Below are 18,365 nucleotides of genomic sequence, written 5' to 3' on the forward strand. Positions count from 1 at the left end.
GGCGGCGGCGCGCCCGACGAACCCCCCAGATTTGGAGAGATCAAATGAATCCGAAACCCATCAAGATCGGCCTTATCGCCGAACTCACCGGCCCGTTGTCTTTCATGGGCATCGCCAATGCGAACCTCACCACCATGCTCGTCGACGATATCAACGCCAGGGGCGGCTTGCTCGGCCGGCCGCTGAAGCTTGTCGTCGAGGATGGCGAAACCATCGACGGCGCCGCCAAGGCAAGGACCGCGAAACTGATCGACGTCGACAAGGTCGACCTGGTCGTAGGCGGCATCTACAGCTCAACCCGACAGGCCATCAAGAGCGAGGCGGTTACGCGGGGCAAGACGCTCTACATCTATACCGAGCAGTATGAGGGACAGGAAAACCATCCCCTGATCTTCTGCACGGGACCCGTCCCCGCGCAGCAGGTTGAGCCATTGATACCGTGGCTCATGAGCAGCACCGGCGCGAAGCGGTTTTATTTGCCGTCGGCTGATTACATCTGGCCCCATCTGCTGAACAAGGCGGCGAGCCGGGTGGTGCGTGCCAATGGCGGCGAGATCGTCGGCGAGGAGTATTTTCCGCTGGACACCATCGATTTCAGGCGGACTGTGCATCAGATCATGGCGAGCGGCACCGACGTGATTTTCAATACCATCGTTCCGCCGGGCCTGACACCGTTCTTCGAAGAGCTGTACAAGGCCGGTTTCGGCAAACGCGGCGGCAAGATCGTCTGCACCTACTTCGACGAGAACTTCTTCAATCTCGTGCCGTCCGAACAGATCGAAGGCCTCTACAGCTGCCTCGACTACTATCAGGAGCTCGAGGATCCGTTTGGCCGAGCACTCCTGCGTCGCTACCAGGACCGATTCTCCGGCAGCGCCATGTTGACCGCAGGCAGCGGCTGCACTGGCCACTACCGGGCAATCAAGATGTGGGAAGCAGCAGTGAACGAAGCCGGCACGCTCGATCAGGGCGCGGTCATCCGGGCACTCGATCACGCCCGCATCAGCGAGGGCCCAGGCGGCCCGGCCGAAATGGTCCCCGGCCAGCACCATGTTCGCATGAACATGTACATCGCGCAGGCGCAGGGCGGTCGCTTCCGGGTCGTCAAGAACCTGGGTCCGATCGATCCCAACGAACGTGTACTTGCCGATGAACTCCACCTTAGCAAAGCCGGCTGAGCCACGGCGCCGATCAGTGTTCCTGGAGGGTGGCGGACGGGTAGATGGTTGCCCTCGCCACCCAAACGGCACAGAATTCCACGGCTACTCCTGACTTCGCTTCTGCGCGGTCAAATCCAGCCGTTCGCGGTCTGAGCGTTCGCGTTCGTCTCGGTTGCGCATGTCCTTGCAGGCGCGCTCGACCATGTTTGTGCGCGCGTTTGCCATGGCAATCAGGCCTGCCTGTTGCCTGGCGCCAAAAGGCCTCAAATCCAGATGCTACAATGGAACATCGCGTGCCCATCGGCGTTCGCCCCACAGAGTCGAGTATTGTCGATGGCGAACCCGGAGGCGAGGAATGTACAGCCTGCTGCAAGTCGTGGCTGTCGTGATCGCCGCGCTGCCCATGGCGCTATCGGTCGCACACGCCCTGGAGCTTCCAGGCAAGATGCGCCTCGACGAGCGCACATATCGCGCCGTGCAGCACATCTATTATCCCGGCTTCACGATCGGCGGCGCGGCCGAACCGCTGAGTGTCGTCGTGACCGGTCTCCTGCTATTCCTGGTCCCGGCTGGAACCACTGCCTTCTGGGCTGTCCTGCTCGCTTTTTTTTGCCTTGCTGGCAACGGTCGCGATCTACTGGCTCGCGATCCACCCGGTAAACAAATACTGGATGGAAGGCGCGCCGGTGGGCGCGCCTGGCGCAGCCTTCTTCGGGGTTGGCGGGAAGCGCGACGGTCCGCAGCCGGATTGGACCGAACTTCGTGATCGTTGGGAATATGCCCATGTAGCGCGGGCCGTTCTCACCAGCATCGGCTTGCTGGCTTTGGTGATCTCACTTGTCGTTTAGTCGCAGCCTATTCAACCGTGTGCTCAATTGTGATTCGCGATACGTCATGCCCGTTGCGAACATAGATTCTCAGATTGTGGGCATAGAGTTTTGGCCAAATGCCAAACAAAAAAGCTACCCGCTCGTTCCACAAAGGATGTCTGTTCTTGCCTTTGATCACGAACGATGCGATCACCACCGCTTCGGGTGAGGGGTTGTGAAAGCCAGATTTGTCAACCTTTACTTCAAAACCTTGGCATTTAAGCCAAACGGAAAAGTCATTTAAGTTCCCGATGTCCGCTAACTGTTTTCTCAGGAACAGCTTTGCTTGCGCCGGATCGGCAACACCTTTCCAAACTAGATACGGATCCTGGTTGCGACCAGGGGGGCAGCGCACGTCCTGCTCTTCTGAGGAGTGGGCCACCGCCGGGCAAAACTGCATGCTGACGCTTACGGCTACAACTGCGGCTCGTTTCAATATGCAGAAGGACCGGAAGCTGTTTCGCAACGCTCCCTCGAAACTCAACAAAAGCTCACTTGGCGCGAACATTAGTCTCTACCGAGATGTTTAGGGTCCCAGATATGCTGGTGCTAGGGGCGTAGAGTTGGGCCTACTGGCCCATCGCGAACAGCGGCCAAGCGGAGAACTGACCCCACCCGCGTGAATTTCAGCAGACGCAAAGGCAACAATGCCAAGCGCAATGCCCGAAGCATTGACAACCTCGGCAGAAGGCAGCTTCGGCTGTCCCGACGTTTGATGGCAACGGATGACGCCAGGGGTGCACGCCACGGCGGCGAGCCCGACACCAGACCGCGGGCGATCGGCGCGACCAGCGCCAACGGCCGTACCTGAAGCTATGTTCCCTTCACGATTCTCGGTTTAGCCGGTCGACGGGATTGAGCCGCGCTCTCGAGGGCCAAAACCAACCGCTTCTCGTCTTCGATGGCGCGATCGACGGCCTCGATTTCCTCTTGGAGCGCCTTCAGTTCGGCTCCGTAGCTAGAGCCGTCGCTGTCTCCGATCTGAAAGCCGCTTGCCCGCATCGCGTCGCGAGTATGGTGCACGTTGCGGACTCCTTCGCGTCGAGTCGCGATCAGGATTTCCCTGAACTCTTCAAGACGTTCAACGTGATTGCGAGTCATTGCGTTCTCCTATTTCATCGTCATCGTCGCCGCCGGCGATTCAGAACGGCTAAAACTTTCGGCGCAGGAGGTTCAAGTGATTACAGGAGATACTCTCGACAAAGCGTGAGTACGGAAGCTCAAATTTGAACGTCTTGGAAGAAACTGGAGAGCGGCAGGAGGAAATTGCCTTGAGACCAACCGATCACAGACCGGCCGCGATTTCTCACCTTGCTCTAGGAACTGGGAAGGCCGGCTCTCGACAACATTTCAAGGAATCTCGAGTGCTGATGATCCTTCACATAACGTGGCACAAAACCAGGGCAGACATTGCCCAGGTTGAGATGTGGAAGTTGTGAGAGGCAATGGTGGATGGCCCGGGACGCCTCTTCGTTGTTTCCGGTTGCCGACGCGGCCGCAGCCCAATATAGGGCGCCTCGAACGAAGCCCGGCTTTGTCCTGACCACCCTGCGGGCGACTTCGAGCGCCCGCTGATCGTCTCCGCCGGCAAACAGCGCCACAACCAAGCCGTGGTGACGCCAGAAGTCGATGACGTCATGCGCCCCGAGCCGAATTGCCTCGTTGGCCTCGCGGACTGCTTCGCTGATCTGTCCGCGGAGGGCAAACAGCATCGCAATATCGCCGTGACCGCTTGGATAGTTCGGGTTGAGGCTGATTGCATGGCGGGACTCGACGACCGCCTCGTCGATACGGCCAGAACTTTCGAGTGCGAATGACAGGATACACCGGGCAATTTCATCGTCCGGCACGGCCCTCACCGCGGCTTCCGCAAGCTGAAGCGCACGCTCGATCAGCCCTTCCTCCCGAGGCAGTGCGCCAAACGCCACGCCCATGGAGGTCACGATCGAGAGCGTCCGCTTTGCACGGGCGTTGTCGGGACCTATCAAGAGGGCCTTCTCGGCAAGCTCAATCCCGACCAACAGCGAATCCTGGGTCATCTCAAAATACTTCATGAGAGCCTCGTTCACCAACCTGCGCACTTCAGGGGGGCCAGGCGGGCTTTTGTCACGGACTTTCCAGTTGGTCAGTTGAAGTTCGAGGATCACGGCCAGAACAACGGACTGCGCGATCCTGTCCTGGAATTCGAGCGCGTTCTCTGAGTTGCCGTCGAATTTCTGGGCCCAGACATGCTGGCCGCCCGCAGTATCGACAAGCTGAATGTTCACCCTCAGCCCATTGCCGGATCTCTGGACACTGCCGCTGAGCAAATATTGCGCCCGGAGCATTCCCGGCGTTTTGTCTTCTTCGCCGGGGCCTTTCTTCTCCATGGACGGAGGCGCGGATAGCACGACGTAGTCGGCTACCTCGGAGAGGGCCGTGGTGATGTCCTGGACGAGCCCCCTGGCGAAAAAATCATCGCCTTGTTTTCCGGTCAGATTGGTGAAATCGGCAACGCTGATAGACGGGCGCCCGAGGCGCTGGCCGGTCGGAATACCATTTGCCGACGGAACATTTGACGCCGTCTCGGCAGCAAGGAGCAGGGATTGCCAAAGCGCCCGCGTCTCAGGGCCAGGTTCGACACCGAACTCCTTCTTCAGCATGCTTCTGCAGGTCTCGTATGTCTTGATCGCCCTGTCGCGTTGGCCACGTGCGAGGAATAATTCCATCTTGAGCCGGTAAGATTCTTCCCGCGTCGGTTCCATGGCCAGAAGGCGATCGGCAAGGACCAGCCCGGTTTCAGAGTCGACAAGGCGAGCCAGTTTTTCGAAAGACACAAGAGCGCGGCCGAGCAGCCTGTCGCGTTCCGATGAGACCCAGTCATCGAACCCACTGCTTCCCAAATAAAGTCCGTCGAGAAATGGGCCGGTGTAGCTCGCCAAAGCCGTTTCGAGTTCGTGCGCGGACCGGGCCGCGAGACCCGCTTCGAACTCCTGCACGTCGACCCGAACCAGCTCAGGCCCGAGGTTGATGGACTCTCCGCTCGAGTGGATAAGATCCACTCCTGCAAGCGATAGATCCCGGCGCAAGACGCTGAGGGTTTGCCGAAGACTATTGCGCGAATGTTCGCTATCGCTGTCGCCCCATAACAGGTCCGCCAGCCTCTCCCGTGTCGCCGCCATACCCGGACTCAGGGCCAGATAAGCAATGATTGCTGGCCCCCTTTTCCCGGTCAGCCGAAGCGGACCGGCCGTTTCATTATCAATCCGGAACCCGCCGAAGAGTGAGATTCTGTTTGCAGCGCCGCTGTCCTCACTTCGCATTCGCTATCCCAGCCTGACGAAATCCTAACTCGAAACTAACGTTTCGCCGCCGTTGGCCCCCGCGCTCAAATGCTGCCGTAACGGCAAGTAACGTAGGCTTTCCTAAATTAGGTGAGCCAAGTCAACGGAAGACTTGGTTTGGGGGGGCGAGTGTCCAGGACAAAAGCCAATTTGCTGCTGCTATTTGCAGCCGCTTTGTGGGGCTTCGGCAATGTCGCGCAAAAGACGGTGCTTGTTCATCTCGACGCGCTGAGTGCGGTAGGCCTGCGCTGTCTGATCGGTGGGCTTCTTGTGCTGCCCTTCATCATGACCGAAAGGCGGCTGCCGGTTGGGCTGGGCTATTATTCCAGCTTGGCCAGGGTGGGGGCGTTGTTTGCAATCTCCATCACGCTTCAGCAGTTTTGCTATGTCGGCGCCTCCGTCACCAATGCAAGCTTCCTTGTGAGCACGGCAACGGTAATGACGCCACTAGCCGCCTGGTTGCTCATCGGCGAACGCCCGACAGCGAGCCTCACAGTCGCTGCCGGGCTGACCGTGGTTGGAGCCCTGCTTTTGTCGGATGGGATCACCGGCCTCAGCGGCGGCGATCTAACCGCCATCCTTTCGGCTGCCTGCTATGCGCTCTGGACCATCGAATTGGGCCGGCACATGCAGACCCACGCGCGACCGTTCACCGCCGCCGCGACACAGTTTCTTGGCGCCGCGGCCTTCGCCCTGCCGCTCGGGGCAACGCAAGGCAACCTGTCGCTGGCCGCTGCATTCGCAGCCGCCCCGGAGCTGGCGGTCCTCGGCCTGTTCTCCACCGCAATTGCCTTCGGCATACAGACGGCTGCCCTCCGCTTCACGCCGGCGAGCCACGCCGCCGTGATCGTCAGTGCCGAATGCGTTTTCGGGGCACTGGGCGCGGCGATCTTTCTCGGCGAGCGTAACTCATCGGCGAGCGTATTGGGTGCCGGCATCATCCTGGGTGCGATCCTGTCTGTCGCAATGTCGAACCGAACGCCGCAGGCAGGCGGGCCCTTGCGGGTCGCTTCGAATGATCCCTTGGACACGGCTTCTGCCTTTGCAGCCGTGCCTGCAACCTGGGCAGGCGATCGTCCCCCCAACAGTTTAGGTCCAGTGGAGGAACGCAATGTCCCTTGCCGTTGATGCCAACTTGTTCCAGATCCGGCTGCCGCCCGGCACGGCGCCGATGATCTTGATCGGCCAGGCGGCGTTCGCCTTGTCGATGGCGGCCGGATTTGTCGCGAGGGTGCCGTGGTGACCGCACCAGCAAACCTTGTTCCGCTCGCACAATTTGCTTCGGCGCTTCGCTCCCGCATGAGGGGACCCGGCGGCTATTACAACAGCGGCAACGCGCTCGGCCTCGTCGTCGGTTTTGCAATCCAGATCGCCGACGCGCCTGTCGGCTTGCAGGAGGGAAGCGCTGTCATCACGGCGATGATGGACCATTTCGCTGGCAGCCGTGGCACGGTTGCGCTGACCTTGGCTACTCTGGTCTTCTTCTGCGGCGGCGAAGCCTATCACCGAGCTTGGGCAAGGCAGGATCCTCCCGATCTCGCCCTCAACCGTCTCGGCGACTTCCTGTCAGGCCTGGGCGCGATCGGGCTCGGCATCGCTCTGTTGCTGCTCGGCGATCCTCTGCTTGCGGCGACGTCCGGCCTGCTGCACGCCCTGGGCAAATTCGGCAGCACCTTCCACACACCGGGCACTCAGGTTCCGGTGTGGCCGGCCGCCTGGCCCGATCCATTCCGCAGCGCGGTGCTTGCCAGCCGGTTGCCCGCGATCTTGGCGGCGGCCGTCGCCCTGGGCTGGGCCTTGCAGGAGGTCTGGTTGGGCGGATCCTTCGCGGTACTCGCCATGCCGCTGACCTTGCTTGGTTGTTACGCTCTGTGGACCAGGGCCGATCTGCTGCTGTTCGGCGTGGGGATCCCTCGCCAAATTTCCACATGCTGAAAATGGCCGCTTTGAAACGGCTGCTCGATGGAGAATGACATGTGCGCAACTGTGCATCAGGACGTAACTGGCTTGTCTGTGACAGGCTCCTTTCACGAGCAGCCGCGGATGAGAGGGAAGGGCATTCCGGAGCCGGCGAAGCGATCGGTCAGGTGGCCGGCAAAGCGGGTTAGCTCGTACTTTGGACTGGCGGGGGCACTTGCCGCTTCGATGTTTTGGGGGCCGCAAGCACATGCCGCCGATGTCGATGTCGCCATCGTATTCGCGGTCGATTTCTCATCCTCGATCGATCCGAAGATTGCCGACCTGCAGCGCGAGGGTCATGCCGCCGCGCTCACGTCGCCAGAGATCATCGCGGCCATCGCGCGGAACTATGTTGGCTGCATCAGCGTGGCTTACTTTGAATGGTCGAGTCCCGGACACGCACGCACTGTGCTTCCGTGGACAAACATCTGCGGGCTGGAAGACGCCAGAGCGGCAGCATCGGTGATCAGCAAGAAAGGCGATACCGGGATCACCCGCAGAGGACGCAGAGGAACATCCGTTTCCTCAGCCATCGACATCGGCAGTCTTCTGCTCGACCAGTTTCCTGGAAAGGCGGCCAGGAAAGTAATCGACATCTCTTCCAATGGCGAGAACAACGATGGGCTTCCTGTTCAGCCGAGCAGGTTGAACGCCATTGCCAAGGGATACACGATCAACGCGATCGCCATCCCGATGGAAGATGAGAACCCCGACAATACGTTGGCATCCTATTTTGCCAAATCGGTCATTGGCGGTTCCCAGGCCTTCGTCATAACGCCGAAGGGGCCGGACGACTATGTCATGGCCCTTCGTCGCAAGCTGGTCACTGAAGTAAGTATGAACGTCGACCACCCGCTGTGAAGGCTAGGCGGCGCCGGGAGATGGCGCAGCAGCAATCTCCAGCATGGTCGCTGCCAGCGTCAGCTTGCAGGATCATAGACAGAATTCCCTCGGCTACTCCTGGCTTCGCTTCTGCGCGATCAAATCCAGCCGTTCACGGTCGGAGCGTTCGCGCTCGTCGCGGTTGCGCACGTCCTTGTAGGCGCGTTCGACCATGTTGGTGCGCGCGTTTGCCGTGGCAATCAGGCCGGCCTCTTGCCTGGCGCTTTCCAGGTTTTCTTCCTGGCGCACGACGGCCTGGGCGATGCGGCGGTGGTAGAGATCGGGGAACAGGCTGGAGAGGGAATTGTCCTGGTCGAAATGGCCGATCAGCTCCTTGGCCTCGGCCTCGGCGGCGTTTGCCGCGGCCAGGAAGGTGGCGTGGCGGGTCTCGTGCAGCGCCTTTAGCTGTTCCTGCACCTTGACCAGTTTCCGCAGGCGGTCCTTGCGCATACTCATGTCACCTCGCCAGCGTCAGGTCGACGAAGCCGTCGACAAACAGCGACAGCATGGTGCCGATGGCGAAATAGAAGATGATCATGCCGCCGACGATGACGAAGGGCTGCGAGATGAAGTAGATCGGGATCTGAGGGGTCAGCTTGTTGACGAAGCCGATCGTCAGGTTGACGAGAAGGGCGTAGGCGACAAAGGGACTGCCGAGGCGGATGACCAGGAAGAACGTGTCCGACACCGTGTCGGCGACATCGACGAGGGCCGCCTGCGGGTTGAAGAAGATGTTGACTGGCGCGACCGTGTAGGACGTCACCAGGGCGCGTATGATTTCGTGGTCGAAATCGAAGACGAACAGCATCAGCAGCGCCGAGAACGAGATGATGGCGGCAAGGGCTGCCTGCGGCTCGGGCTCCTCGATCGCCGGTCCGCCGGAGCCGCCATAGCCGATCAGCATGGCGATGGCCGAGCCCATGAAGCGTAGCGCTTCCATGTAGAGCCTGGTCATGGCGCCGATCAGCCCGCCGACCAGAAGTTCCGAGATGATCATCGGCACCAGGATCTGCGGGCGCGCATCGACGAAGGGAAAGATCTTGTCCCACAGGAAGGCGAGCAGGCCACCGGTGGCGGCGACCGCCACGAACAGCCTGACCTGGACCGGCACGCGGGCGCTGGACAGGCCCGGCATCAGCATGAAGCAGGCGCCGATGCGGCAGAAGGCGAGGAACGCCGCGATGACGACGCTCTGCGAGAGAACGCTCACGATATGGTCCCGAGCACCCTGATCTCGACGCCCTTGGCGATTTCGACGTGGGAGAGCACCGGCAGCGTGGTGAACAGGCGCTCGATGATCATGCGCACATAGGGGCGGGCGTCGGGCGCGGTGACAAGGACGAAACGCTCGCCGGCTTCGAGGAATTTCTTGATCGCCTTGGTGGCGTCCTGGCCGAATTCCTCGAGCTGGCGCGGATCGATGTCGAACTCGCGCACCTCACCCTTGGCGTCGCGCTTGAGGCTCTGGTGGAAGGCGAGGTCCCAGCGGTTGCCGAGGCGCAGCACCTTGAGCACGCCGCCCTCGGAGAGGTCGCCGCAGATCTGCTGGGCCATGCGGATGCGGACATGTTCGACGATCTGCTCGGTGCGGCGCACATGCGGCGCGATCTCGGCGATGGCCTCGATGATCAGATGCAGGTTGCGGATCGAGACACGCTCGGCGAGCAGCAGCTTCAGCACCGCCTGCAGGCCGGGATAGGAGATGTGCGTGGTGCAGATCTCATCGGCGAGCTTGCGATATTCCTGGTCCTGGCGCTCCAGCAGCGCCTTCATGTCCTTGTAAGACAGAAGCTGCGGCAGGTTGTTGCGGATGACTTCCGAGAGATGGGTGAGCAGCACCGACATGTTGTCGGCGAAGGTGTAGTTCTCGCGCTTCAAATCCTCGGCGAAGGTTTCCATGACGGAATAGGCGCGCATGCCGAAGGCAGGCTCGCGGATCTCCTCGCCCGGTATCTCGGGCACGTCGCGATTGCCGAGCAGCACCATGATCTCGCCGACGCGCATCTGGTATTCGGCGACCACGGTGCCGTGCACCTTGATCTGGTAGCTCTTCGGCGGGATGGCGAAATCGTCGGCGACGCGCACTTCCGGCACGACGAAGCCGTATTGCTGCGCGAATTTCTTGCGCATCTTGGACATGCGGAAGACCAGCTCCTGGTGCGATACCAGGAGACGGGTCGAAAGCTGCTTGCCGATGAGAAGCTCGATCTCGGCGGTGGCGAGCGAGGCCTTGACCGAGTTCTTCTCCTCCTCGACCTTGCTTGCCTTTTCCTTGTCCTTCAGCGCCTCGGCCTCGGCGAGGACGCGGTTGGCGCGCATTGGGATGATGTAGCCGAGGCCGGCCATGCCGCTGGCCAGCGCGAAGAACGGGAAGAGCGGCAGGCCGGGCATCAGGCCGAGCAGCACCAGCAGCGCCGCCGCGACATAAAGGGCTCGCGGATGGGCGCCGAGCTGGCCGAACACGGCCTGGTTGGTCGAGCCGCGGGTGCCCCCCTTGGAAACGAGCAGGCCGGCGGCGAGCGAGACGATGAGCGCCGGGATCTGGGTGACGAGGCCGTCGCCGACCGACAGCTTGATGAACACGTCGGCGGCCTGGCCCATGCCCATGCCGTGCCTGATGTAGCCGATGGCAATGCCGCCGACGATGTTGATGGCGGTGATGATGAGGCCGGCGATGGCGTCGCCGCGGACGAATTTCGAAGCGCCGTCCATCGAGCCGAAGAAGGAGGACTCCTCCTCCAGTTCGCGTCGCCGCAACTGCGCGGTCTTGTCGTCGATCATGCCGGCGGAAAGGTCGGCGTCGATCGACATCTGCTTGCCGGGGATGGCGTCCAGCGTGAAGCGGGCGCCGACTTCGGCGATACGGGTGGCGCCCTTGGTGATGACGATGAAGTTCACCACGATCAGGATCATGAAGACGATCAGGCCGATGACGAAGTCGCTCGCCATCACCAGCTTGGAGAAGCCGGCGATGACGTAGCCGGCGGCGTGCGTGCCCTCATTGCCGTGCGACAGGATCATGCGCGTGGTGGCGATGTTGAGTGATAGCCGCAGCATGGTGGCGATGAGCAGCACGGTCGGAAACGAGGAGAAATCGAGCGGCCGCTGGATCCACAGCGCCACCATCAGGATCAGCACCGAAAGCGCGATCGAGAAGGCGAGGCCGATGTCGATGAGAAAGGCCGGGATCGGCAGGAACAGCACGGCCAGGATGACGACGATGCCGAGCGCGAAGAAGATGTCGCGGCCATTCTTGGCCACCGCGCCTGGCTGGATGCTTTCGGTGATCGCCATTGAAGTCCTCGAACCATGTGCTGCCGCGCATGCGACAACCGGGCGAGGGTAACTGGCCAAGCTTGCGCGAGGGTGGGAAAGTGGCTCGCTCCGACGTCTCGCAAAAAGGAAGACCCATGCTCCTGATCATCGGCACCATCCGCCTGCCGCCCGACAAGTTCGAGGAGGCTAAGTCCGCGATGGAGCGCATGATCTCGGGCAGCCGCGCCGAGGATGGCTGCCTCGAATATTCCTATGCACGCGACGTGCTCGATGCCGGGCTGATCCGCGTCACCGAAGTGTGGCGAGACAGGCTTGCCCTCGATGCGCATTTCCGTTCGCCGCACATCGCCGAGTGGCGCTCGAGCTGGCCGGCGCTGGGCATCGGCGAGCGCAATCTCGTGCTCTATGAGGCAGGCGAGCCGATGCCGACCTGAGCGCTTCACGCAATGAGCGGCCTCTTGGCCACAACGGCGCCTTCCATGTCGCCATTGTGGTTGCCATGCGGTGTCGGCGGGCGTATCAGCGGCTTTCCGTTGCCTTTTCCGATATCGGCGAGCCGCCCCGGTGCTTTCCAGAAACCAACCGCAAGTCTACGCCCGCCGGCTGCGCGCGGTGCTTTTGAGGTCGATCCCGCTGCTCGAGGCGCGCGGCATCGCGGTGGTCATCCTGGCCGGCATCATCGGCGTCATGGCGGGCATATTGGTCACCGCGATGAGCCAGATCGTGCAGGATATGCACGGGCTGTTGTTTGGCGTCCAACCGGGTGGCCGGCTTTCCGGCATGTTCTCGCTCGCCAATCCGATGCAGGCGCTGATCCCGCCAATCGGCGGCATCCTGCTCGGACTGAGCGTGATCTGGCTGAGAAAGCGGAAATTCCGCACGCCGGTCGATCCGATCGAGGCCAACGCGCTCTATGGCGGGCGCATGTCGCTGACCGACACCTTCATCATCGTCGGCCAGACGATGATCTCCAGCGGCTTCGGCGCTTCGGTCGGCCTGGAGGCGGGCTATACGCAGGTCGGCTCCGGCGTGGCGTCGCGGCTGGCGCGGATGTTCAGGCTGCGCCGCAACGATGTCCGCATCCTGGTCGGCTGCGGTGCCGCCGGCGCCATCGCCGCCGCCTTCGACGCGCCGCTGACGGGGGCGTTCTACGGCTTCGAACTGGTCATCGGCATCTATTCGGTCGCCAACGTCGCGCCGGTCATGACCGCCGCGATCTCGGCTTCGCTGACGGCGGAAATGTTCGGCGGCGTGCCGTTTCCGCTGGAACTTGCCGGCTTGCCGGCGCTCACCCCCAGCCAGTATGTGCCGTTCCTGATGCTTGGGCTGCTCGGGGGTGCGGCCTCGATCGCCATCATGCAACTGGTGACGCTGATCGAACGCGGGTTCAACAGGCTGTCCATCGATGCCTCGCTGCGCCCTGTCATCGGCGGCGTCATTGTCGGCCTGCTGGGACTGATCACGCCGCAGGTCCTGTCCAGCGGCCATGGCGCGCTGCATCGCGAATTCGCCATGAATTACGGTCTGGCCGTTGTCGCCAGCGTCTTCGTGCTGAAGCTCGCGGCATCAGCCGTCTCGCTCGGCTCCGGTTTTCGCGGCGGCTTGTTTTTCGCTTCGCTGTTTCTCGGCGCGCTGCTCGGCAAGGCGTTCGGCGGCGTGATGGCGCTGGTCTCGCCGGCGACCGGTATCGACCCTTCCGTGGCGGCGGTCGTCGGCATGACGTCGCTTGCCGTCGGTGTCGTCGGCGGTCCGCTGACGATGACCTTCCTGGCGCTGGAATCGACCCGCGACCTGACGCTCACCGGTGTCGTGCTGGCTGCTTCGATCATGTCGGCCATCCTGGTGCGCGAGACCTTCGGCTACTCGTTCTCGACATGGCGCTTCCATCTGCGTGGCGAGACGATCCGCAGCGCCCACGACGTCGGCTGGATGCGAAGCCTCACCGTCGGCTCGATGATGCGCAAGGACATCAGGACGATCGATGCCTCGACGACGCTGGACGTCTTCCGCAAGGAAATCCCGCTCGGCTCGGCCCAGCGCGTTATCGCCGTCGATCCGGGTGACGAGTATGTCGGCGTGCTGATCGTGGCCGAACTGCACAGCGATCAAGCCGGCGGCGAGGTGCCGGTGCGCGATCTTGCCCAGTACAAGGATGCTGTCCTGGTGCCCAGCATGAACGTGCAGGCCGCCGCCGAGACGTTCCAGCGTGCCGGCGCCGAAGAACTGGCCGTGGTCGAGGATTTCACCGATCACATCGTGCTCGGGCTTCTGACCGAGGGCCATTTGATGCGGCGCTACGCCGAGGAACTCGAAAAGGCCCGCCGGGATCTGTCGGGCGAAGGATAAAGCTGCGGTCCGCGATCGTCGTCAATGCTCGATCGGTCCCTTGGCCATCACGAGCGCCGTGCCGGCGGTCGTCGGACGCTCGATCACACGACGCACGCGCGGCGGCTCGTCGCCGCTGTGCAGCGCCCGCAGGCGTTCGCCGACCATGGCGTCGGCATGGGTGATGCGGCTATTGTGCCTGACATATTCGAGCCAGGTCGGCGTGTGATAGTGCTCGATCCATATCGTGGGATTTTCGAGATCGCGCGCCAGCGTCCAGTTGCGGGCGCCGTCGCGGCGGCGGATGCGTCCGCGTTCGGCCATGGTGGCGAGGAATTCCGCCTCGTCCTCGTGCCGGATCACATATTCGATCATGATGGCGATGGGGCCGCTGCGCGGCTTCAAGTCGAGTGCCAGATGCGGCTCCTTGAAGCGGTTGAGCGGGTCGAGGTTCAGCACCTGCTGCTGCGGCAGCGGCAGCACAAGGCCGATGGCGTCGCCGGCCAGCATGGCGATGGCGGCCGCGATCAGCGCCGTCTCGGCGCCATGCGCATCGGCGACGACGCCCCAGATCCAGCTGCCGAGCGCGATGCCGCCGAAGGTCGCGGTCTGATAGACCGACAGCACCCTGCCGACCACCCAGCGCGGCGTCGCCATCTGCACGGTGACGTTGAAATGCGAGAGCGCGATCACCCAGCAGGCACCGCCGACCAGCAGGCCAAGCGATGTCTGCCAGGCATGCTGGCTGATCGCCGCATTGAAGGCACAGACGGCGAAACCGGCGAAGGCGCAGCGCACCATCGTCTCGCTGGAGAGCAATTGCCGCAGCCGTACGCTGATCAGCGCGCCGCCGACGGCGCCGATGCCGAAGGCGCCGAGCATGATGCCGTAGGTCAAGGCGTCGCCCTTGACGACGTCGCGCGCCACCAGCGGCAGGAGCGCCAGCACGGCGCCGGCGCTGAAGCCGAAGGCCGCGCCCCTGACCAGCACCTTGCCGATGTTAGGCGACATGGCGACATAGCGCAGGCCCGCGCCCATGGCCGCGCCCAACGACTCGCGCGGCAAGGTCGATGCCGGGACATCGGGCTTCCAGCGCGCCATCACGACGATGAGGCCGATATAGCTCACCGCATTCGCCGCGAATGCAGCCGCGGCACCAGCGGCGGCGACGATGATGCCGCCGATCGCCGGGCCGACGCTGCGCGTCAGATTGAAGCCCATGGAGTTCAGCGCCACGGCGGCGGGCACCTTGTTGCGAGGAACCATGTCGCCGACGGAAGCCTGCCAGGAGGGGCTGTTGAGCGCCGTGCCGCTGTCGATCAGGAAGGTGAAGGCCAGGAGCGTCCAGGGCGTGAGCAAATTGCAGTAGGTGAATACGGTCAGAAGCACCGAGACGACCAGCATGAAGCTCTGTGCGACCAGCATCACCTTGCGCCGGTCGAAGCTGTCGGCAATGGCGCCGGCGACGAGCGCGAACAGCATGATCGGCAAGGTGGTCGAGGCCTGGACCAGCGCGACCTGATAGGGCGAGGTGGCGATCGTGGTCATCATCCAGGCAGCGCCGACGCCCTGGATCAGGCCTCCGAAATTCGAGACGAGACTCGCGGCCCATACGGCGCGGAAGATGCCATGCCGGAAGGGTGCCAGCGCCGAGACGCCTTCGCTTTCCGGTTTTTCGTCAATCATGGATGGGTTCCTGCCACGGCGTGCTGATCCTTGCGCTGATCCGTTTCCCCGGATGGTTTGCCGAAACTATGGCATCGCGCCGCAAAGGGCGAATGTCTTGCGCGGAAGATCATGGTCCAACAAGGGGATAGCAAAGGGCCACGTTTCCGCTGGCTTGCCGGATGCCTTATCTCAACGCGCCTCGCGGCATGCAGCATCTCGGGAGGTGGCCCGCGGTCTGGCCGCCGGCATGCAAGCGAAGGAAAAGCTCCATGCCGACCCTCGCAAACGCCCTCCTCAAAGCGCAGCAAGAATGGGTCCCTAAAACCCCTTGATCAAAACGGATACTTCTAGGCTCAGAACCCGTTCTGGATGCGCTCGAAGATGACGTTGGTGAAGGCCGATATCTGGCCCCCGATGAACGGGCCGGTCAGCGCCACCACAAGCATGATGGCGACGATCTTCGGGACGAAGGTCAAGGTGATTTCCTGGACCTGCGTCAGCGCCTGGATGAGGGCGATGCCGATGCCGACCGCCATGGCGACCAGCACGACCGGAGCAGACGCGGTCAGCACCGTCCACACCGCATACTGGACGATGTCGAGTGCGTCGGCCTCGTTCATGTGGCGGTTGGCCTAGCTTGCCGGCTTGATGGACACGCCTGCGCCGACGGGAACCTGGGTGCCGTCCTGCAGCACAGCGATAAGTCCGTTGCTGGCGAGCGTCACCGAAGCCACCGTTCCGGTGGTCTTGCCGTCGGCCGAGGTGATCGTGCGGCCGATGATCGCGTCGGCCTGCGACAGTGCCGAGGACTGCATGATCTGCTCGAGCTTGGTGTTTGTCTGAACCGACTGCTCGACCTGCGAGAAGGTGGCGAGCTGGGCGACGTATTGCGTCGAATCCATCGGCTTGGTCGGATCCTGGTTCTTCATCTCGGCGATCAGAAGCTTCAGGAAGGACTGATAGTCGACCGCTGTCTTCGAGGTCGACGTGGTGGTCGAATTGGAGCCAACCGGTATCGTCGTCGTCATGTCCACGGTCATTAGCAGCGTGCTCCCACGGCAAGCGGGCGCGACGCGCCCGGAACATCGTCATTGCCGCCAAGCGCGCGGCGTTCGAGAGGATAAAGCGAACGGATCGCCTTCAATGCCTCGTAGATATGGTCCTCGCCGACCATGCGGTCGATCTGCTTCAGCGTGCGACAGATATCGGCGTCCTCGAAGCTGGCCAGGAATAGCGGCAGGGAGCGGCGGAACATCTCGCGCGCTTCGTCCGCGCCGGCCGGGTTCATCAGCATGACCTGCAGGATGAAGTACAGCTGCCTGAGCGGTGTCGAGGCCTCTTCGGCCTGGATCACATGGCTCTCGAGCAGGAATTGCACATCGTTCATCAGTTCGACGGTAACCTTGCGGTCGACTCGGATGACGGCGCCGTTGATGTAGATCTTCTCGTTCGGCTTCAACGAGATCTTCAGCGTGTTGGTCATTGAATGCCGTCGCGGATGATCTGGGACACTTCGATCAGCCCTTCGAAATTGTCGGTGCGGCCCTGGCGGATATCCTCCGCCTCGCGCAGCAGCCACAGGCCGATGGAAATCAGGTTGGCGCGCAATTCCTTGGGAAGCGCGTTGTCGCTGGAGCCGAGATCCTCGACGAAGGTCGTCCAGACACGGTTGGTGAAATGCAGCGCCTCCACCGCCTCCATCGAATCCTGGCCGGCGGCGGCGGCCGCCGACAGCATGTCGATCGAGCGGGTCAAAAGCTCACGCTCACGGTCCTTGGCGTCCGAGACGGAGGTGCTTTGGACGTCGGCGTAGGAGAATTGGTACATCGTTGGCTCTACCGTTCCGCTGGAGTTGTCAGGTCAGGTAATTCAACAGGCTGAGCTGCTGCAGGCGCGCCGTCAGAGCAAAGGACGTCTCGATATGCTGCGTCAGATCGGCGACGCGGGTCGCGGCTTCCGCCGGGTCGACGGCTTCGAGATCGAGAATGTGCCGTTCGAACAGGTCGACCTGCGTCTTCATGCGGTCGCTGGCGTCCGAGACGCGCTTCTGGACGATGCCGGTTTCCGACTGGACCTGGGCGATGCCGCTCAGCGCCTCGCCGACCAAGATCTGCGAGCGGCTAACGATCGTATCTTTCGCAGCCTGGCTGATGTTGGTGGACATCAGGCTGCTGACCATGGCAGCGGCCATGGCAAGCTTCTTGATGCCGTCGCTGTTGGCGCCGGTCGAGGTCTCGGTGGTTTCGTTGAGCGCGATGCGGCTGACGATCTGCTGGTCGGTGGCATTCGACATGTTGGTCTGCCAGCCAGAGCCGAGGAACTGCGGCTCGACGTCGTTGGTGATGAAGTCGTCCATCTGGGCGGCGGTGATGTTGGCCGCGAGCGGGTCATTGGGCGGGAAGCCGAAATTGGCGACGAAAGAGGCGTCGAAGGCGGCCTTGGCGGGTGAGCCGGGCGCGGTGAAATCGTTGATCGGCTTGACGTCGGTGTTGGTGCCGGCAAACAGGTATTCGCCGTTGACGCTGGTGTTGAGGATCGAGGCAAGCTGCTGGATCGTCGTCTGGCCGGTCGACTGGGTCAGGCTGTCGGAGTTGTCGCCCGACGATGCCGTGGTCAGGCTGGACAGGAAGGTCTGCGCGACGCTTGAGAGCTGGCCGAGCGAGGTCTGGGTCGATGAAAGCCGGGCCGCGACCAGTCCGTTCGAATCGACAATGACGTTGAGCCGGTCGAGATCGCGCGAGAAGGTTACGGACTGGGCGGTGCGGCCACCCAGCGCAAGTCCAACATCGGCGATCCTGCCGGTCGAGGATTCTTTCGTGGCTTTGACAAGATCGGCCTGCATGCGCATCTGCTGATAGCGCGCGGCGTTCGAAAGGGCAGCAGAAGAGACGGAAGTCATGGCT

General features: G+C 62.4%; 20 protein-coding genes. 8 read left to right on the plus strand and 12 right to left on the minus strand.

Going from position 1 to position 18,365, the window contains the following annotated elements:
- Nucleotides 1–44: 44 nt before the first annotated feature.
- Together MESOP_RS09830 and MESOP_RS09835 are read left to right on the plus strand one after the other, a co-directional pair.
- On the plus strand, nt 45–1,178 hold the full coding sequence (locus MESOP_RS09830) for a substrate-binding protein (RefSeq protein WP_013893177.1): 1,134 nt from the start codon (nt 45–47) through the stop codon (nt 1,176–1,178).
- A gap of 337 nt (nt 1,179–1,515) precedes the next feature.
- A complete protein-coding gene (locus MESOP_RS09835) occupies nt 1,516–1,926 on the plus strand; it encodes a hypothetical protein (protein WP_013893179.1) in 411 nt (136 codons plus the stop codon).
- Nucleotides 1,927–2,015: 89 nt separating this feature from the next.
- Here the strand turns inward: MESOP_RS09835 and MESOP_RS09840 are convergent, their stop codons facing one another.
- From MESOP_RS09840 to MESOP_RS09855, 3 genes are all read right to left on the minus strand, one after another.
- Nucleotides 2,016–2,537 carry a hypothetical protein gene (locus MESOP_RS09840; protein ID WP_013893180.1) on the minus strand — a complete coding sequence of 174 codons (522 nt, stop codon included), beginning with the start codon at nt 2,535–2,537 and terminating at the stop codon, nt 2,016–2,018.
- A 305-nt stretch (nt 2,538–2,842) separates the two neighbouring features.
- Nucleotides 2,843–3,130 (minus strand): hypothetical protein, encoded by a 288-nt coding sequence (locus MESOP_RS09850; RefSeq protein ID WP_013893181.1) that lies wholly within the window; start codon nt 3,128–3,130, stop codon nt 2,843–2,845.
- 215 nt (nt 3,131–3,345) lie between these two features.
- A complete protein-coding gene (locus MESOP_RS09855; protein WP_013893182.1) occupies nt 3,346–5,331 on the minus strand; it encodes a BTAD domain-containing putative transcriptional regulator in 1,986 nt (661 codons plus the stop codon).
- Nucleotides 5,332–5,502: 171 nt separating this feature from the next.
- Here MESOP_RS09855 and MESOP_RS09860 point away from each other — a divergent pair, with 171 nt between their 5' ends.
- The 4 genes from MESOP_RS09860 to MESOP_RS09870 are packed head-to-tail and all read left to right on the plus strand — an operon-like array spanning nt 5,503 to nt 8,172.
- The gene (locus MESOP_RS09860; RefSeq protein ID WP_245265064.1) at nt 5,503–6,480 is read left to right on the plus strand and encodes a DMT family transporter; all 978 of its coding nucleotides are present in this window, start codon (nt 5,503–5,505) and stop codon (nt 6,478–6,480) included.
- Nucleotides 6,464–6,595, plus strand: a complete 132-nt coding sequence (locus MESOP_RS36540) for a hypothetical protein (protein ID WP_013893184.1) — start codon at nt 6,464–6,466, stop codon at nt 6,593–6,595. Before MESOP_RS09860 ends, MESOP_RS36540 begins: the two co-directional genes overlap by 17 nt.
- Nucleotides 6,592–7,287 (plus strand): hypothetical protein, encoded by a 696-nt coding sequence (locus tag MESOP_RS09865; RefSeq protein ID WP_245265065.1) that lies wholly within the window; start codon nt 6,592–6,594, stop codon nt 7,285–7,287. Before MESOP_RS36540 ends, MESOP_RS09865 begins: the two co-directional genes overlap by 4 nt.
- Before the next feature lie 39 nt (nt 7,288–7,326).
- Complete coding sequence (locus tag MESOP_RS09870; RefSeq protein ID WP_013893186.1) at nt 7,327–8,172, plus strand: DUF1194 domain-containing protein; 846 nt, start codon at nt 7,327–7,329, stop codon at nt 8,170–8,172.
- 93 nt (nt 8,173–8,265) lie between these two features.
- Here MESOP_RS09870 and MESOP_RS09875 read toward each other — a convergent pair whose 3' ends face one another.
- The 3 genes from MESOP_RS09875 to flhA are packed head-to-tail and all read right to left on the minus strand — an operon-like array spanning nt 8,266 to nt 11,487.
- A complete protein-coding gene (locus tag MESOP_RS09875) occupies nt 8,266–8,649 on the minus strand; it encodes a hypothetical protein (protein WP_041164048.1) in 384 nt (127 codons plus the stop codon).
- A gap of 1 nt (nt 8,650) precedes the next feature.
- A complete protein-coding gene (gene fliR / locus MESOP_RS09880; RefSeq protein ID WP_013893188.1) occupies nt 8,651–9,403 on the minus strand; it encodes a flagellar biosynthetic protein FliR in 753 nt (250 codons plus the stop codon).
- On the minus strand, nt 9,400–11,487 hold the full coding sequence (gene flhA / locus MESOP_RS09885) for a flagellar biosynthesis protein FlhA (RefSeq protein ID WP_013893189.1): 2,088 nt from the start codon (nt 11,485–11,487) through the stop codon (nt 9,400–9,402). Before flhA ends, fliR begins: the two co-directional genes overlap by 4 nt.
- 116 nt (nt 11,488–11,603) lie before the next feature.
- Here flhA and MESOP_RS09890 point away from each other — a divergent pair, with 116 nt between their 5' ends.
- Both MESOP_RS09890 and MESOP_RS09895 read left to right on the plus strand, forming a co-directional pair.
- Complete coding sequence (locus tag MESOP_RS09890) at nt 11,604–11,903, plus strand: putative quinol monooxygenase (RefSeq protein ID WP_013893190.1); 300 nt, start codon at nt 11,604–11,606, stop codon at nt 11,901–11,903.
- A gap of 130 nt (nt 11,904–12,033) precedes the next feature.
- Complete coding sequence (locus MESOP_RS09895; protein ID WP_013893191.1) at nt 12,034–13,815, plus strand: chloride channel protein; 1,782 nt, start codon at nt 12,034–12,036, stop codon at nt 13,813–13,815.
- 21 nt (nt 13,816–13,836) lie between these two features.
- Here the strand turns inward: MESOP_RS09895 and MESOP_RS09900 are convergent, their stop codons facing one another.
- From MESOP_RS09900 to MESOP_RS09925, 6 genes are all read right to left on the minus strand, one after another.
- Complete coding sequence (locus MESOP_RS09900; protein ID WP_013893192.1) at nt 13,837–15,480, minus strand: MFS transporter; 1,644 nt, start codon at nt 15,478–15,480, stop codon at nt 13,837–13,839.
- A 335-nt stretch (nt 15,481–15,815) separates the two neighbouring features.
- Entirely contained in the window at nt 15,816–16,082 is a 267-nt protein-coding gene (gene fliQ / locus MESOP_RS09905; RefSeq protein ID WP_013893193.1) for a flagellar biosynthesis protein FliQ, read from the minus strand.
- Nucleotides 16,083–16,094: 12 nt separating this feature from the next.
- On the minus strand, nt 16,095–16,490 hold the full coding sequence (gene flgD, locus MESOP_RS09910) for a flagellar hook assembly protein FlgD (RefSeq protein ID WP_031250183.1): 396 nt from the start codon (nt 16,488–16,490) through the stop codon (nt 16,095–16,097).
- Between the two features lie 11 nt (nt 16,491–16,501).
- Nucleotides 16,502–16,945: a flagellar biosynthesis repressor FlbT gene (flbT, locus tag MESOP_RS09915; protein WP_013893195.1), complete on the minus strand. Its 444-nt coding sequence runs from the start codon at nt 16,943–16,945 to the stop codon at nt 16,502–16,504.
- Nucleotides 16,942–17,289 carry a flagellar biosynthesis regulator FlaF gene (gene flaF, locus MESOP_RS09920; RefSeq protein ID WP_013893196.1) on the minus strand — a complete coding sequence of 116 codons (348 nt, stop codon included), beginning with the start codon at nt 17,287–17,289 and terminating at the stop codon, nt 16,942–16,944. The genes flbT and flaF overlap by 4 nt, the downstream gene beginning before the upstream one ends.
- 28 nt (nt 17,290–17,317) lie before the next feature.
- Nucleotides 17,318–18,361 (minus strand): flagellar hook-associated family protein, encoded by a 1,044-nt coding sequence (locus MESOP_RS09925; RefSeq protein ID WP_013893197.1) that lies wholly within the window; start codon nt 18,359–18,361, stop codon nt 17,318–17,320.
- Between the last annotated feature and the right edge of the window lie 4 nt (nt 18,362–18,365).

The sequence above is a fragment of the Mesorhizobium opportunistum WSM2075 genome (assembly GCF_000176035.2).
GTDB classification, from domain to species: domain Bacteria; phylum Pseudomonadota; class Alphaproteobacteria; order Rhizobiales; family Rhizobiaceae; genus Mesorhizobium; species Mesorhizobium opportunistum.

What these genes read in the sequence shown, in the direction of transcription:
- MESOP_RS09830 (WP_013893177.1), top strand. Translation starts at nt 45, where the DNA reads ATGAATCCGAAACCCATCAAGATCGGCCTTATCGCCGAACTCACCGGC.
- MESOP_RS09835 (WP_013893179.1), top strand. Translation starts at nt 1,516, where the DNA reads ATGTACAGCCTGCTGCAAGTCGTGGCTGTCGTGATCGCCGCGCTGCCC.
- MESOP_RS09840 (WP_013893180.1), bottom strand. Translation starts at nt 2,537, where the DNA reads ATGTTCGCGCCAAGTGAGCTTTTGTTGAGTTTCGAGGGAGCGTTGCGA.
- MESOP_RS09850 (WP_013893181.1), bottom strand. Translation starts at nt 3,130, where the DNA reads ATGACTCGCAATCACGTTGAACGTCTTGAAGAGTTCAGGGAAATCCTG.
- MESOP_RS09855 (WP_013893182.1), bottom strand. Translation starts at nt 5,331, where the DNA reads ATGCGAAGTGAGGACAGCGGCGCTGCAAACAGAATCTCACTCTTCGGC.
- MESOP_RS36540 (WP_013893184.1), top strand. Translation starts at nt 6,464, where the DNA reads ATGTCCCTTGCCGTTGATGCCAACTTGTTCCAGATCCGGCTGCCGCCC.
- MESOP_RS09870 (WP_013893186.1), top strand. Translation starts at nt 7,327, where the DNA reads ATGTGCGCAACTGTGCATCAGGACGTAACTGGCTTGTCTGTGACAGGC.
- MESOP_RS09875 (WP_041164048.1), bottom strand. Translation starts at nt 8,649, where the DNA reads ATGAGTATGCGCAAGGACCGCCTGCGGAAACTGGTCAAGGTGCAGGAA.
- flhA (WP_013893189.1), bottom strand. Translation starts at nt 11,487, where the DNA reads ATGGCGATCACCGAAAGCATCCAGCCAGGCGCGGTGGCCAAGAATGGC.
- MESOP_RS09890 (WP_013893190.1), top strand. Translation starts at nt 11,604, where the DNA reads ATGCTCCTGATCATCGGCACCATCCGCCTGCCGCCCGACAAGTTCGAG.
- MESOP_RS09900 (WP_013893192.1), bottom strand. Translation starts at nt 15,480, where the DNA reads ATGATTGACGAAAAACCGGAAAGCGAAGGCGTCTCGGCGCTGGCACCC.
- fliQ (WP_013893193.1), bottom strand. Translation starts at nt 16,082, where the DNA reads ATGAACGAGGCCGACGCACTCGACATCGTCCAGTATGCGGTGTGGACG.
- flgD (WP_031250183.1), bottom strand. Translation starts at nt 16,490, where the DNA reads ATGACGACGACGATACCGGTTGGCTCCAATTCGACCACCACGTCGACC.
- flbT (WP_013893195.1), bottom strand. Translation starts at nt 16,945, where the DNA reads ATGACCAACACGCTGAAGATCTCGTTGAAGCCGAACGAGAAGATCTAC.
- flaF (WP_013893196.1), bottom strand. Translation starts at nt 17,289, where the DNA reads ATGTACCAATTCTCCTACGCCGACGTCCAAAGCACCTCCGTCTCGGAC.
- MESOP_RS09925 (WP_013893197.1), bottom strand. Translation starts at nt 18,361, where the DNA reads ATGACTTCCGTCTCTTCTGCTGCCCTTTCGAACGCCGCGCGCTATCAG.